General features: G+C 60.7%; 13 protein-coding genes and 1 other RNA gene. 11 read left to right on the top strand and 3 right to left on the bottom strand.

Translation table 11 applies throughout. From position 1 onward, the window contains the following. Window positions 1-205: 205 nt before the first annotated feature. Genes AT984_RS09285 through AT984_RS09240 form a run of 10 tightly spaced genes read left to right on the top strand, consistent with a single transcriptional unit; the run spans window position 206 to window position 9,278 of the window. Window positions 206-1,396 carry an SDR family oxidoreductase gene (locus AT984_RS09285; RefSeq protein ID WP_082679908.1) on the top strand — a complete coding sequence of 397 codons (1,191 nt, stop codon included), beginning with the start codon at window positions 206-208 and terminating at the stop codon, window positions 1,394-1,396. Beyond that, window positions 1,396-3,174 (top strand): HAD-IIIC family phosphatase, encoded by a 1,779-nt coding sequence (locus AT984_RS09280; RefSeq protein WP_058719854.1) that lies wholly within the window; start codon window positions 1,396-1,398, stop codon window positions 3,172-3,174. Before AT984_RS09285 ends, AT984_RS09280 begins: the two co-directional genes overlap by 1 nt. Before the next feature lie 5 nt (window positions 3,175-3,179). Further along, window positions 3,180-3,428, top strand: coding sequence for an acyl carrier protein (locus AT984_RS09275; RefSeq protein WP_058719853.1), 249 nt, complete (start codon window positions 3,180-3,182; stop codon window positions 3,426-3,428). A gap of 47 nt (window positions 3,429-3,475) precedes the next feature. Continuing rightward, a complete protein-coding gene (locus AT984_RS09270) occupies window positions 3,476-4,465 on the top strand; it encodes a class I SAM-dependent methyltransferase (RefSeq protein ID WP_058719852.1) in 990 nt (329 codons plus the stop codon). Further along, entirely contained in the window at window positions 4,458-5,828 is a 1,371-nt protein-coding gene (locus AT984_RS09265; RefSeq protein ID WP_156421962.1) for a class I adenylate-forming enzyme family protein, read from the top strand. Before AT984_RS09270 ends, AT984_RS09265 begins: the two co-directional genes overlap by 8 nt. Then, the gene (locus AT984_RS09260) at window positions 5,825-6,601 is read left to right on the top strand and encodes an AAC(3) family N-acetyltransferase (RefSeq protein WP_058719850.1); all 777 of its coding nucleotides are present in this window, start codon (window positions 5,825-5,827) and stop codon (window positions 6,599-6,601) included. Before AT984_RS09265 ends, AT984_RS09260 begins: the two co-directional genes overlap by 4 nt. A gap of 5 nt (window positions 6,602-6,606) precedes the next feature. Then, window positions 6,607-6,912: a hypothetical protein gene (locus tag AT984_RS09255; RefSeq protein ID WP_156421961.1), complete on the top strand. Its 306-nt coding sequence runs from the start codon at window positions 6,607-6,609 to the stop codon at window positions 6,910-6,912. Beyond that, complete coding sequence (locus tag AT984_RS09250; protein WP_058719848.1) at window positions 6,902-7,612, top strand: SDR family NAD(P)-dependent oxidoreductase; 711 nt, start codon at window positions 6,902-6,904, stop codon at window positions 7,610-7,612. The genes AT984_RS09255 and AT984_RS09250 overlap by 11 nt, the downstream gene beginning before the upstream one ends. A gap of 3 nt (window positions 7,613-7,615) precedes the next feature. Then, the gene (locus AT984_RS09245) at window positions 7,616-8,293 is read left to right on the top strand and encodes an MBL fold metallo-hydrolase (protein ID WP_058719847.1); all 678 of its coding nucleotides are present in this window, start codon (window positions 7,616-7,618) and stop codon (window positions 8,291-8,293) included. Further along, window positions 8,283-9,278: a 3-oxoacyl-ACP synthase III family protein gene (locus AT984_RS09240; RefSeq protein WP_058719846.1), complete on the top strand. Its 996-nt coding sequence runs from the start codon at window positions 8,283-8,285 to the stop codon at window positions 9,276-9,278. Before AT984_RS09245 ends, AT984_RS09240 begins: the two co-directional genes overlap by 11 nt. A 15-nt stretch (window positions 9,279-9,293) precedes the next feature. Here AT984_RS09240 and AT984_RS09235 read toward each other — a convergent pair whose 3' ends face one another. The 3 genes from AT984_RS09235 to pseI all read right to left on the bottom strand — a co-directional run bounded on the left by AT984_RS09235 (window position 9,294) and on the right by pseI (window position 12,241). Beyond that, window positions 9,294-10,997, bottom strand: coding sequence for a hypothetical protein (locus AT984_RS09235; protein ID WP_058719845.1), 1,704 nt, complete (start codon window positions 10,995-10,997; stop codon window positions 9,294-9,296). Between the two features lie 62 nt (window positions 10,998-11,059). Further along, window positions 11,060-11,136, bottom strand: a non-coding RNA gene (locus AT984_RS22470) — sX9 sRNA. A 61-nt stretch (window positions 11,137-11,197) separates the two neighbouring features. After that, window positions 11,198-12,241, bottom strand: a complete 1,044-nt coding sequence (gene pseI, locus AT984_RS09230) for a pseudaminic acid synthase (protein WP_058719844.1) — start codon at window positions 12,239-12,241, stop codon at window positions 11,198-11,200. A 236-nt stretch (window positions 12,242-12,477) separates the two neighbouring features. On the opposite strand from pseI, the gene AT984_RS09225 reads away from it, so the two are divergent. Continuing rightward, window positions 12,478-13,761 (top strand): DUF4910 domain-containing protein, encoded by a 1,284-nt coding sequence (locus tag AT984_RS09225; RefSeq protein WP_058719843.1) that lies wholly within the window; start codon window positions 12,478-12,480, stop codon window positions 13,759-13,761. The last annotated feature ends 2 nt before the right edge of the window (window positions 13,762-13,763 follow it).

The following is a 13,763-nucleotide window of genomic DNA, read 5'->3' as shown; positions in this document are numbered from 1 at the left end:
AAGCGGTATTTCAAGGCGCCGGCCATCGAATAAATAGCCGGGGCTTTCATGCGCTCAGAGACGCAAGAGCGCGGGGCAAGCGCCAGTATCATGGCCGCGGGTTGTTTGGCGGCTGTGAGCTCGCGCTTCTAGCTAGGCAGTTGCGCAACAGCGCTATCGCTGTAGGCAAAGCGAGTTGGCTTGACCCCACTATCGAAGGCGATTCATGGCATTAGCGGATATCCAAAGTTTTCAAGTCGGGCAGTCGGTTGTGTTCTCGCACGAGATCTCGCAACGCGATGTCGATCGCTTTGTCGACCTGACCGGGGACGACAACCCCATGCATGTGGATGCCGAGTTTGCCGCGCAGACTCAGGTGGGTTCACCGGTGGCGCATGGCATGTTGACGGCCTCCTTCATCTCCACCGTGATCGGTAAGCATCTGCCGGGTGTTGGCGCTTTGTGGGTCTCGCAAAAGCTGGAATTCCTGGCCCCGGTGCGGGTGGGAGACCGCATCGAGATTGCCGCCGAAATCAAAAAGATTCATCTGGGCAATCGCTTGTTGACGATTGCCATCGACATCAGAAACCACCTCAATCGCAGCGTGATACGCGGTGAGTCGGTGGTCAAGTGGCCGGAGGAGCGCCAAGCGGCGGAGCCTGCCGTGGCCGCCAAGCCTGCTCAAAAGATCGCGCTTGTCACGGGCGCTTCACGCGGCATCGGCGCCGAGATCGCGCTGGAATTGGGCCGTCAAGGCTATTTCGTCTACATCAATTACCAGCGTTCACAGGCCAAGGCTGAGGCCTTGCTGGAACAGGTCAAGGTGCTTGGCGGCGGCGGCGAACTGCTGCGCGGCGATGTGTTTGACCCGGTGGCGGTGGAGCGCATGTTCTCGGAGATCAAGCTGCGCCATCAAGGCCTGGATCTGCTGGTCAACAATGCCTCGCCCGCGATCGAGGAGCGCGATATTTTCGAGTTGGATCTGGCGGCCTTCGAGGCCCAGTTCCTGCCGCATACCCGTGCCATGTTCTGCACCATCAAGGCGGCCTTGCCCTTGTTTGAAGCCCATGGGGGCGGCGCCATCGTCAATATTGGCAGCGTCGTAGCCGAATACGAACCGCCGGCCAAATGGTTGGGCTACAACCTGGGCAAGGGCTGCGTCCATCTGCTCACCAAAAATCTGGCTGGGCCCCTGGGCAGCCGGGGCGTACGGATCAATACCGTCGCACCGGGCATGACCGAGACCGAGATGACCCAAGACATGCCCGAGCGCCAGCGCATGCTGCTGAAGATGAAGACGCCGCTGGGTCGTCTTGCACGCCCCGCGGACATCGCCAGCACGGTGGCCTTTCTCGCCGGCCCGGGCGCCGCGCATATGACCGGGCAGGTGCTGCATGTGAACGGGGGCGTTTGCTGATGAGGCTCGCCGCATTTGATGCCTTCCCGCCCGAGGAGCAAAAGCGTGTGGCGGTGCAAAAGGCCGTCAACCAATGGCGGCGTGAAGACTGGGCCGCGCCCGCGCCGCGGGTGTATTGCCTGTCCAACTACACGCTGAACGGGATTGAGCTTTTCCTGTCGTACCACTTGCTCAAGCAAAAGCTGCGTCCTGAGATCACATTCAGCGACTTCAATGTGGTGGCGCAGACTTTGCTGGACGAGGATTCGTCCCTGCACCGCAGCAAGCCCGACTTCGTTGTGCTCAGCCTGGATCTGCGCATCCTGATCAAGGACTTTCTGGCCAATACCTGGGACGAGGCGCGTGAGGCCGAGGCGCTGATTCAGTTGCTGGACTTGGCCCGTGCCCGCATCAAGGCGCCGGTGATCGTGACCGACTTTGCCCTGCCTTTGCTGCCTGACTCGCGCGGTGCGCCGAGCCTGGAGGCCAAGGTGCGCGCCCTCAACACAGCGCTGGCGGCCTATGTGCGTGAGCATGCGAGCCAGTTCTTTCTGGTCGATGTCAATCGCCTGGTGGGCCTGCTTGGTGCGAGCGAGGTGCATGACAGCAAGCTCTGGCATTCCAGCAAAGCGCCTTACAAATCGCCGATGTGGTCCTGGTTGGCGCGTGAGATGGCGACCATCGTCGCCGCGCATTACGGCCGGGCGAAGAAGTGCGTGATCCTCGATTGCGACAACACGCTCTGGGGCGGGGTGATCGGCGAGGACGGCCTGGACGGCATCGCGCTCGACGCCAGCAAATTCCCCGGCGTGGCCTATCACCAGTTCCAGGCCTATTTGCTCGGCTTGCACGCCCGCGGCGTACTCTTGGCCATTTGCAGCAAGAACAATGAAGCGGATGCCCTGGAGGTGTTCGAGCGTCATCCGCACAGCCTGCTGAAGAAGGAACACTTTGTCTGCATCCGCGCCAACTGGAAGAACAAGGCGGAGAACATTGCCGACATCGCCAAGACCTTGCAGCTTGGCTTGAACAACTTCGTATTCATCGATGACAGCTCGGTGGAATGTGCCCTGGTGGAGCAAAGCCTGCCCGAGCTGGATGTGATTCAAGCGCCCGCAGACCCCAGCCAGTTCGAGCGCATCTGGCAGGCCGAGGACTTGTTTTTCATCCCCCACCGCACGACCGAAGACGGCGCCAAGCTGCAGCAGTACCGAGACAATGACAACCGGGCCGAGAGTGCCGCGGGCTTTCAAGACATCGCCGCCTTTTTGCAATCACTGGATACGCGTGTCGAGCTGGTGCTGAACCGCCCCGGCCAAGCCGAGCACATCGCGCGCATCGCCCAGCTGACGCAAAAGACCAATCAATTCAATCTGCGCACCGTGCGTTACACCGTGCAGGAGATCGAGGCCTTCGTTGCCTCGGACCAGCATCTGGTCTTCCATATGCAGGTGCGCGATAAGTTCGGCGAACTGGGCATCACCCACGTCTGCATCCTGCATTTGGACGGCGAGGGTGGCGCTTTTGTGGACACCTTTTTGATGAGCTGCCGGGTGATCAAGCGCGAGCTTGAGCAGTTCTTTTTCCATGCCTGCGCTGAGCAGGCGAGGGAAGTTTTCGGCGTGGACAATGTCCGCGCTGAATTCGTCCCGAGTAGCAAAAACCAATTGGCCGCGACCTTCTGGGCCGAGCTGGGTTTCCAGGTTGAGCAGGAGGCCGATGGCCGCCAGCGCTGCCATGCCCGGCTCGATGCGCTCAGCTACGCGCAGCCTCGCCATATTCAACTCATAGCAAAGTAAACAAGATGAGCACAAACAAGGGATTGGACGAGAAGCTGACCGATTTGCTGGCCAGTGTCTTCGACATCGACAAGAGCCTGATCACCGCGGCCTCCAGCGTTGACAACGTGGAGGGCTGGGACTCGGTCAATCACATGCATTTGGTGGTGGCTTTGGAAGAAGAGTTCGGCATCGAGTTCAAAGACGATGAGGCCGTGGAATTGATCAGCTTTGAGTTGATCCGCTCCTATCTGCGCGAGAAGCTGCCGGCTTGAGCTTCCAGCCCAGCCCAGCCTGACCTCTGAACCGGAGAGCCCGACCCATGAGCATCGCCCTCAGCGCAGCACCAGCCGACACGCAAACGGAGTCGGTCTTTCATCAGATCATTCAGGCCATCGGTCAGAAAAACCCGTTGCAGAAGAAGATGATTGCCGGCGTGATGGCCAATGCCGATCCGCTTTTCCATGCGCGCGTGGCCAGCTTCTCGGAGAACTTCGGCCGCCTGCTGCAAGCGCACGCGATTCCTGTCGAGAAGGTGGCGGACTGCTACACCAAGCTCTGCAAAGACATGCTGCTGGAGCAGATCAAGTTCCGCAAGACCGGACGCTACAGCTCGACCTCGTTTGCCGAGGTGGCTCAGCGCGTCTATCACTCGGAATCGGAGATGGAGGCCATGGTCTACGGCCTGGCTATCTCGCAATTCCTGTGGCGCAATCATTACGGCTTGTTTGATTTCTTCATCGACACCATCGCCCGCCTGGAAGCCAGCAAACCGGTGAACAGCTATCTGGAGATCGGACCCGGCCATGGCCTGCATCTGGTCGAGTCTCTGCGCTGCTTTAAGTCGGCCCACTTCGATGTGGTGGACATCAGCGCGATTTCACTGGCCCTGAGCCAAAAAGTGGTGCAGCAGTTTGCGCCGGGGCATGCCGTTAGCTTTCACCAGAAAGATGTCTGCGAATTCAGTGGCGCCAATGCCTACGATTTGGTCGTGATCAATGAGGTGCTGGAGCATCTGGAAGACCCGCTGGCCATGATGCGCACGATTGCCGGCTTGATCGGCGATGAAGGCCATGTCTTCCTGACCACCTGCGCCAACGCGCCCTCTGTGGATCACATCTTTTTGTACGACTCGGTCGAGGCCATGCAGGCCCAGATCGCCGAGGCTGGCCTGACCATCGTGGCAGAGAAGATCCTGCCGGTGGAAGACAAGTTCCCGCGTGAGCAGTGGAAGGAACTCAAGGTCGAGGTGAATTACGCGGCGCTGTGCAAGAAGACCCCAGCCGCGCCCCTAGGAGCCGCCCGTGTTTGAAGTCCTGCGCGAGCGGATGGAAGAAAACGCCGAGCGCATAGCCATCGTCTCGGACGGGCGGGAGTACAGCTATCGCATGCTGGCCGATGCGGTGCGCGCTGAAGAAGCGCGTTTGGCCGCAGCGAACATCGGCCCTGGCCATGTGGTGGCCTTGATTGGTGAGTTCTCTTTTGCCGCGCTGGCCTGCATGCTGGCCTTGTTTTTCCGCAAGGCCACGGTCGTGCCGCTGACGCGCGAGGCGCATGCCAAGCTGGGCAAGTATGTGGAGCAGTTGGGTGTTGATTTTCTGATCGACACCTATGCGCCGGCCGAGGCGGCGATACAGCCGGCTGCCGCCCAAGAAACGAAGGGCGCTCAGGCTAGCTCGGACTGGCGCAGCATCCTGCCTGGCGACACCGGCGGCCTGATTGTCTTCACCTCGGGCAGCACCGGCGTGCCCAAGGCTATCGTGCACAACATCGATTCGCTGTGCTATCGCTATCTGGACAAGAAGGAGCCGCTCAGCTCCATCTGCTTCCTGCTCTTCGACCATATGGGCGGCATCAACACGGTGTTGTTCCTGCTCTTCCGTGGCGGCACGGCGGTCAATGTGGCGGAGCGTCAGGTGGACATCGTCTGCCAGGCGGTGCAAAAGTACCGCTGCCAGTTGCTGCCAACCACGCCCAGCTTTTTGTCCCAACTGCTGATGTCGCGTGCCTATGCCAGCTACGACTTGTCTTCACTGCAAGTGGTCAGTTATGGCACCGAGGTGATGAGCGAGGCCGTGCTCAAGAAGATGAACGAGGTGCTGCCGGGCTGTGTGTTCAAGCAGACCTATGGCTTGTCGGAAACCGGCGTGCTGCAGATCAAGTCGCGCTCCAACGACACGCTGTGGTTCAAATTCATCGATGCCGGCGTGCAGTCCAAGGTTGAGGACCATATTCTCTGGATCAAGACTCAGTCCAATTTGCTGGGCAAGGTGCTGTTCACCGAGCAGGGTCTGAAGCTGGAGGAGAACAGCCATGAGTGGTTCTGCACCAATGATCTGGTGGAGACCGATGGTGAGTACCTGATGATTCTGGGTCGCCAGACCGACATCATCAATGTGGGTGGGCTCAAGGTCTACCCCAGCGAGGTGGAGAACTGCATCCACGAGTTGCCCTTTGTCGACGATGTCTTCGTCAAGGCCAAGAAGCACCCCATGCTGGGCCAGATCGTGGTGGCCTACATCCTGCAAAACGGCACGCTTGAAAAGGCCGAGGCCGAGCGCTTGATCAAGCGCCACTGCCTGGCTCGCATGGAAAAGTTCAAGGTGCCCAGCCAGTTCATCTTCAACTGGGAAAACTTCGTCAACGACCGGTTCAAGAAGGTGCGCAGTCCATGAAACGCACCTCGTTGGATGATCTGGGTGCTGGACTTGCGCGCCTGGGCTTGCCGCGCAACCATGTCGTCATCGTGCACAGCTCTCTGCTGACCTTTGGGCTGATCGAAGGTGGCTTGCCCGGCGTGATGCGAGTCCTGAACGAGGTGCTAGGCGAACAGACCACGCTGCTGATGCCGGCCTTCACATTTGCCTATGGCGCCAGCCGGGTCTGGGACAGCCGTACAACGCCCGCCGAGACTGGCGCATTGACCGAGTACTTCCGCAAGCGGCCCGGCGTGCTGCGCACGCTGCATCCCTTTCACTCCCTGAGCGTCAGCGGGCCGCAGGCGCAGGCCTTTGCCTGTTGCAAGCATCTGTCCTCCTTTGGCCCGGGCTCGCCTTTTGAGCAACTGGTCGAGATGGAGGCGGTCAATCTGGCGCTGGGTACCGAGTTTGTGGGCGGGGCCACCTTTTTGCATCACACCGAAGAAGTCGCAGCCGTGCCCTATCGCTTCTACAAGGAGTTTCCGGGCCAAGTTCTGGACGCCCAGGGGCAGGCGCAGCCGGATAACTTCCGCATGTACGTCCGTGAGATCACGGATGCGTATGAATACGACAACGACTGGGCCCCGGTTTGGGACCTTTTCGTCAGCCAAGGCCTGGTGCGCCAGCAGAATCTGGCCGGGGCGAATATTTTCGCCATGGACATCAAGCCTGCGCATGCGTGCTTCTTAAGCGAGCTGCAGGACCAGCCCTACTATTGCGCTATCAAGAACATCAAAGAAAGAGGATGAACAGCATGAATGAAGCCGAACTGATCGACGTGATCCTGGCCGAGCTGAAGGTAATTTGCGAAGAGAACGAAATCGATGCCGGCCCCGTGGACCGCGAAACCGTGCTCTTTGGCAGCGGTAGCATCATCGACTCGCTGGCCCTGGTGGGCCTAATCATCAAGGTGGAAGAGTTCATTTTTGAGCGCACCGGCAAGGAAGTGCAGGTGATCGACGAAGACGCCATCATCACCGAAGGCAAGACACCGTTCAGGAATGCCAGCACCCTGGCCGCCCTGGCCATCGCGAAGTCGAACTCAGCGAATGCGGCATAAAACGATTCTGATCACCGGCGCGACGCGCGGCCTGGGGTTGGCGCTAGCGCAGCATTGGGCGGCGGAGAACACCGTCATCGCCGTGGCCCGCAAGTCCTCGGAGGCTTTTGATGCCTTGGCGGCAGCAAGCTCCTCGGTGCACTTTCATGCCTGTGATTTGGCCGACGAGGCGGCAACCGTGTCGACCTTTCAGCAGATCTGCCGCTCAATGCCGCAGATCGATGTGCTGATCAATAACGCTGCCATCCTGACCTCCTTGCCTCTGGGCATCATGAAAGCCAGCGACATCGCCGGCATGATTGATGTGAACCTGAAGGCGCCGATCCTGGCCAGCAAGACGGTGTTTCGCAAAATGGTCGGCGCCAAGCGCGGCCAGATCGTCAACATCCTGTCCATGGCGCCCAAGCTCTGCGTGGTGGGCGACTCCGTCTACGCGGCCACCAAGAGCGGGCTGGAAGCGTTTTCCCGCGTGCTCAACAAGGAAGGCCATCCCTTCGGTGTGCACGTCAACAATATCGGCCTGTCCGCCTTCCCCAGCGGCATGTTGGATCAGATCGTGGGTGAGAACACCGACAAGGTGCTGGATCTGATTCCGCACAAGCAGTTCGCGCCGCTGATGGAAATCATCAATGCGATTGAGTTCTTTGAGGCCAATGGGCGCGACATCGGCGGCCAAACCTTGTACTTCGGCGGAGTCTGAGTCGTGATCATTTATCAAGCGGGCGCGCTGAGCATCCACCGCCTGCTGCTCAACGAACTCAAGACCAACTGCTACATCCTGCAGCAAGGGGATCAGGCCATTCTGGTTGATCCCACCGATCAGCCGGAGCAGATTCTGGCCTATCTGCAAGAGCACAAGCTCAAGCTGCAGTTCATGTTGAGCACCCATGCTCACTTTGACCACATCTCCGCCGCGGCCGGCATGATTGATAGCGGCTTGGTCGATACCTTGTACTTGCACGAGTTGGACCTGGACGAAGCCAAGCGCGCCCAGTCTTACTCACTGATGCTGCTCAAGCGCAAAATGCGCCCGGCCAAGGCGGCAGCCTTCAGCGAAGTGCTGATTGCGCTGCTGCTGGATTGGGGGCTGGCCATCCAGCATGTGGGCGCGCATACCAAGGGCAGTTGCATCCTTCACAGCCTGAGCCGTGACTTCATCATCACCGGCGACCTGGCCCTGCATCACAAACTGAAGATCACCTTGTTTGACAGCCGCGAAAACAAGGCCGAGTTTCTCCACTTCCTGCAAAGCACCATTCCCCAGTTTCGCCCGGATACTGTCATCCTGCCTGGGCATGGTGATCGCAGCACGGTCGAGGCAGAACTCGCCCACAACAAGAAGTGGGCGCATATTTTGCAAAGGCAGGGACATGGCAGTTAGGATTGTTGGCACCGGGAAGTACATCCCCCCGGGCTTTGAGACCACCGCCACGGTGGCCGAGCGTTTGGGCCTGTCGACCGAGGACATCCTCCACAAGACGGGTATTGAGAAGCGCCATCTTGCCGGCGATGAATCAGCCTCTTCGATGGCGCACAAGGCGCTGGAGTCCGCCATCACCAAGTCCGGAATCGCCAAGGACGAGATCGACGGCGTCATCGTCGCCACCTTCACCGGCGACTATCTCTACCCCAGCACAGCCCTCAAACTGGTGCAGACCTTGGGGCTCAAAGCCGGCATCGCCTTTGATCTGATGGCCAATTGCGCCGGCATGCAAGTGGCGATGGAGAACGCCCGCTGCCTGCTGCAGGGCAACCCATCGCTGCGCGTGATCGCTGTGGTGGGACTGGCCAAACAGTCGCCTTTTGTGGATCCGTTTGACGAAAACAGCGCCTACTTTTTTGGCGATGCGGCTTCGGTTGTGCTGCTCAGGCGCAGTGAAGCCGAGGCTGAGGCTGGTGGCTTAATGCCCAGTTACTTCACCAGCAACACCAAGAATTATGAGGTGGTGCGTTTGCGCGGCGGTGGCTCCAGCTTCCCCCACAGCCCGGCCTTGTTCGAGCAAGACAGCAAGGCGCTGTACTACGAGCACACGGGGCTGGGCGTCTGGAAAGAGGTGGTGGTGGAGCTGCCAAAAATCATCCGTCGCGCCATGGATGATTTGGGTTGGACGGTGAACGATCTGGATCTGATCCTCTTTCACCAAGCCAATCTGCGCCTGATCGAATACTGCATGGCCCGCCTGCGCGTGCCCATGAGCAAGACCATCAACAATGTGCAGCAGATCGGCAACACGGCCGAGGCCTCGCTGGGCACGGTGATGGACGAGGCTTTCGACGCGGGCTGGTTTGCGCCGGGCAAGAAGGTGTTGCTGGCCTCGGTCGGCGCCGGCTTTGTCTACACCGCCACGCCGTACTACATTCCTTGATGTTTAAGTGCTGGCCTAGTTGGCCAGCAACCAATGTCGCAAGGGCTGTGCGCCGTGCTGGCTGGCCAAGCCGGCCTCGTGTTGCCGCTGGGCGAAGGCCTGGAACTCAGCCGGGTTGCTGTGCATAAAGCCCAGTCGCTCCAAGCCCTCGCTCATGGCATAACGCGGCACGATGCGCGCGTCGATGATGCTCCACTCCAGGCGTGACAGTGGCCGGCGGTCGATCTGCAAGCTGGGAACGCCCTCGCGGATCAGATCCTGCAGGCCCGAGGTCGGCGAGTCATACCCCACGCAGACATCGCAGCCGCGGGCAAAGTCCAGCAAGCTGCCTTGGGCATGCTGCAGCAGTTCTTGCGCGGGAATGTTCAGCCGCTCGCCCACCAGGCCTATCGGTGTTTCGGCGGCGCGTACCCGTAGCTTGAACTGAATGCCGCGCGCCTTGGCCCAGCTGCGGATGTGGTCGATATCGGCGATGTACTGATTGAAGTCGACCACGCAAACCCCGTTGCCGCTGATGCCGTTGAGGATCAGGCCTAGGGTTTGAAAGGGCTTGGCCTCGACTTGAGCCAGCACCTGTGGCGCTTGCCAGGTGCCTGGGTAGCTCAGGCGGCGCGAGGGCAGCACCCGCTCCGACAAGTCCAGCACCGGGCCATCTTGCATGCCGTGGTGCAGGCAAACCGGCTTGAGCCCATCGGTCTTGAGCAAGGAGTTGTGCACCCGGGAATGCGGGATGACGGTGATCTTCATGCCGTGGTTCTGGGCAAAGCTCATCAGAGCGCCATGCACCGTGGCGTCGTGATTGGAGATCAGCAGCTGCGCCGGTGGCTTGGCGCCCAGGCGCTGCTCCAACCAGAGGTAGAACAGGCCTTGCAGGGCCAAGACTTCCCATAACGAATCGATCTGCTTGAGCAGAAAGCTGCGCTGCAGGATGTGGGGCCGCAGATGGCTGAGCAAGACTTCTTTGATCTCGACTTCCAGCGCATCGATCCGGGCCCGTCCTTCCGCACCGAGTTCAGCGGCCACGGTGGACAGGTCGATCAGACCGGTGGCCGTGTGGCCGGGCAAGGCCACGTCGTAGCGCTGCGAGCTGAGGATGCCGCAGCGCAGGCCGCTGGCATGCAGCTCTTCGCCGAAGTAGGCGGCGTCGTGGAAGCAGGTCGGCAGATGGCAGAGCAGATCAATCTCAGCCGGCAACTGGCGCAAATCCGGTAAGACAAAAGCGTCGGCACCGGGGCAGTCATAGCCATAGGCGGTATGCGGTATGCCGGCCGCCTGCAGGGCATCCACCAGGGTCAGGCCCGGCAGAAAGGAGTGCACGCCGTAGTCATGCGGGTTGCTGGGCAGCAGCACATGCCAGCTGCGCTGGGCATGGGCGGGGACCACATGTTTCCAGATGTCCCGGTAGCAGAACAGGGTGGAGAACATCTGCAGCGTGCGGTGGCTGGACCAGGCCGCGGCGCCGGCGTTGGGCGCCCAGCGGTCTAGCAAAGGTGCCAGCGCGCGGTTGAGTTGCAAGGCGGCTTGTTCGGCCTGCCTGAAAGCGCGCAGGTAGGCGTGTGCATCCAAGCCAGGTTCCAGCAGCGGCGCGGCCATGCCTTGGGCCTGGGCGTGGTTTTGCAACAAGGGGTCAGCGACCAGCACTTGCGCATCCCGCTGACTCAATAAAGTGGCCGCAATCGGCAGGTCGAATCGATTGACGACGACGACGATCTCGCTCAAATTCAGTCTCCAAAAGTGGGCGCTAAGGCCGGCTAGCAAAGCCCGCATGGGGCAGCGTCGTAGGCTGAGAACTTTTGTAGCGAGCGGCTGTCAGGCTAGGCGGACGGAGCGCAGAAACCGGAACGTACTTCCTGTACGTGAGGATTTCGAGCACCGCCCAACGACGCATGGCGGCCGCGCAGTAAAAAGTTCTCAGCCGTTCAACCGATGCAGTCCCAGGCCAAGGGCGTGCCCGGGCTCAGGTCGCGGCTGGCGCGTTTGCCGAGCACGGTGTCGTAGAACTTGGGCGCCAGGCCAAAGCCGGGGCGCACGATGCGCAGGTGCTCAGCCTGCAAGGCCTCGCCGGCCTTCACAGGCACAGCCACATAGATGGAGCGGCGGAAGGCCTTGGACTTCTCCTCGGCCTGGCTGCCGCCGTAGTTGGTTTGGCCCAGGGCAGCCCAGGCGCGTTCGGTTTCGCAGCGCAGCAGCTTGAACTCTTCGGGCTCCATCGAAAAGGCCGAGTCCACGCCGCCATCGGCACGCCGCAGGGTGAAGTGCTTTTCGATCAAGCTGGCACCCAGGGCCACGGCAGCCACGGCCGCGCCCACGCCCATGGTGTGGTCCGATAGACCGACCTCGCAGCCGAAGGTGGCGCGCATATTGGGCAGGGTGCGCAAATGGCTGTTCTCAGGCGTGGCGGGATAGGTGCTGGTGCACTTGAGCAAAATCAGGTCCTTGGCGCCGGCCCCGCGTGCGGTGCGCACGGCCTCATCGATCTCCGCCACCGAGGCCATGCCGGTGGACATGATCATGGGCTTGCCGGTGCTGGCCACCTTGGCGATCAGGGGCAGATCGGTCAGCTCGAAGGAGGCAATCTTGTAGGCGGGCACGCCCAGCTCTTCCAGAAAGTCGACCGAGGTCTCGTCAAAAGGCGTGCTGAAGCAGTGCATGCCCAGCTCCTTGGCTCTTTGCATGATGGGGCCATGCCAGTCCCAAGGCGTGTGGGCCTCGTCGTAGAGCTCATGCAGATGCCGGCCGGCCCACAGGCTGTTCTTGTCCTGGATGACGAAGTCTGGTGCGTCGACCTTCAAGGTCATGGTGTCGGCGGTATAGGTCTGCAGCTTGATCGCGTCAGCACCCGAGGCTGCGGCGGCCTCAACGATCTGCAAAGCCCTTTGCAGCGATTGATTGTGATTGCCCGACATCTCGGCAATCAGATAGGGCCTTTGGGTTTGATCAATGAGGCGTTGCGAAATCTGCATGGTGGGCCTGTGGCAATTGGCTTTCGGTTGCGCATGCTCGCACAGCTAGGTGCTCGCTCAAGAGTGAAATAGGGGGCGGGAGCCGGCCCAATACAGGCGTCCGCAAAGATAGGCGGTTTGAGCCCGGATACTCCGAACCTCGGCCATGCTTGGCCTGCCATAGGATGGCCCAGGGCGAACGCTTAAGTGGGCTCGCTTTGCCGCGACGTGGGTATTGGATGTAGGAATTGGGAACTATGAATCTTGAACTGGGTCAGCAGATGCACGCGCTTTGCCGCGAGCTGTTTCCTATCTGTCGCTCACTCACCGGCGCAGGCTTTCGCAGCTCCATGGACATCTTGCGGCGCGAACTGCCGGCTCTGACTATGCATGCGGTGCCCAGCGGCACCCAGGCCTTCGATTGGACCGTGCCGCTGGAGTGGAATATCCGCTCCGCCTGGATTGAGACACCCGACGGCAGCCGCATCTGCGATTTGGCCCAACACAATCTGCATGTGATGGGCTACTCCGAGCCGGTGGAGGCCGAGCTGTCGCTGGAGGATTTGCAGCCGCATCTGTATTCCTTGCCCGAGCAGCCGGACGCGATTCCCTACATCACCTCCTACTACAGCCGCCGCTGGGGTTTTTGCCTGACGCACAAGCAGCGAATGGCCTTGCAGCCAGGGCGCTACCGCGTGCATATCGACGCCAGCCTGGAGCCCGGCGTCTTGAACTATGGCGAGGCCTTGATCCGAGGCGAGACCGAGGAAGAGGTGCTGCTGTCCAGCTATCTCTGCCATCCCTCCATGGCCAATAACGAGCTCAGCGGCCCGGTGGTCGGCACCTATCTGGCCCGCTGGCTGCAAAGCCTGCCTCGCCGCCGCTATAGCTACCGCCTGCTCATCGTGCCTGAGACGATTGGCGCCATCACCTACCTGAGCCGCCATCTCGACGCCATGAAGAAGAATGTGGTGGCGGGCTATGTCTTGAGCTGCATGGGGGATGAGCGGGCCTATTCCTTCCTGCCCTCTCGGCGGGGCACGACCTTGGCCGACCGGGCGGCGCGCCATGTGCTGTCGCATCTGGCACCGGGCTATGCCAGCTATTCTTTCTTGGACCGAGGCAGCGATGAGCGCCAGTACTGCAGCCCCGGCGTGGACCTGCCCGTGGCCTCGGTGATGCGCAGCAAATACGCCTGCTACCCCGAGTACCACACCTCTTTGGATGATCTTGAGCTGGTGACCCCGGCCGGCCTTGCTGGTGGCTTCACCGCCGTGCAGCGCTGCATCGAGGCCATCGAAGCCGACGAGACCCTCAGCTGCAGCACTCTGTGTGAACCGCAGCTGGGCAAGCGCGGGCTCTACCCCTCGATCAGTACCAAGGAAAGTGGCAAACAGGTGGAGGCCATGATGAATCTGCTGGCTTACTGTGACGGTAGCGAGAGCCTGCTGGATGTGGCCGAGCGCATTGGCCGCCCGATTTGGGAGTTAGGCCCCGTTGTCAGCCAACTCAAACAGCATGGCTTGCTGGTCAGCGCCTGAGC

The organism is Paucibacter sp. KCTC 42545 (assembly GCF_001477625.1).
Classification (GTDB): domain Bacteria; phylum Pseudomonadota; class Gammaproteobacteria; order Burkholderiales; family Burkholderiaceae_C; genus Paucibacter_A.
The sequence above is the reverse complement of the archived record's forward strand: the minus strand, read 5'-3'. Positions and strand labels throughout refer to the sequence as shown.

Bases quoted from the DNA above. Each gene is read 5' to 3' on its own strand.
- AT984_RS09285 (WP_082679908.1), top strand. From the start codon at position 206: ATGGCATTAGCGGATATCCAAAGTTTTCAAGTCGGGCAGTCGGTTGTG.
- AT984_RS09280 (WP_058719854.1), top strand. From the start codon at position 1,396: ATGAGGCTCGCCGCATTTGATGCCTTCCCGCCCGAGGAGCAAAAGCGT.
- AT984_RS09275 (WP_058719853.1), top strand. From the start codon at position 3,180: ATGAGCACAAACAAGGGATTGGACGAGAAGCTGACCGATTTGCTGGCC.
- AT984_RS09270 (WP_058719852.1), top strand. From the start codon at position 3,476: ATGAGCATCGCCCTCAGCGCAGCACCAGCCGACACGCAAACGGAGTCG.
- AT984_RS09260 (WP_058719850.1), top strand. From the start codon at position 5,825: ATGAAACGCACCTCGTTGGATGATCTGGGTGCTGGACTTGCGCGCCTG.
- AT984_RS09255 (WP_156421961.1), top strand. From the start codon at position 6,607: ATGAATGAAGCCGAACTGATCGACGTGATCCTGGCCGAGCTGAAGGTA.
- AT984_RS09250 (WP_058719848.1), top strand. From the start codon at position 6,902: ATGCGGCATAAAACGATTCTGATCACCGGCGCGACGCGCGGCCTGGGG.
- AT984_RS09240 (WP_058719846.1), top strand. From the start codon at position 8,283: ATGGCAGTTAGGATTGTTGGCACCGGGAAGTACATCCCCCCGGGCTTT.
- pseI (WP_058719844.1), bottom strand. From the start codon at position 12,241: ATGCAGATTTCGCAACGCCTCATTGATCAAACCCAAAGGCCCTATCTG.
- AT984_RS09225 (WP_058719843.1), top strand. From the start codon at position 12,478: ATGAATCTTGAACTGGGTCAGCAGATGCACGCGCTTTGCCGCGAGCTG.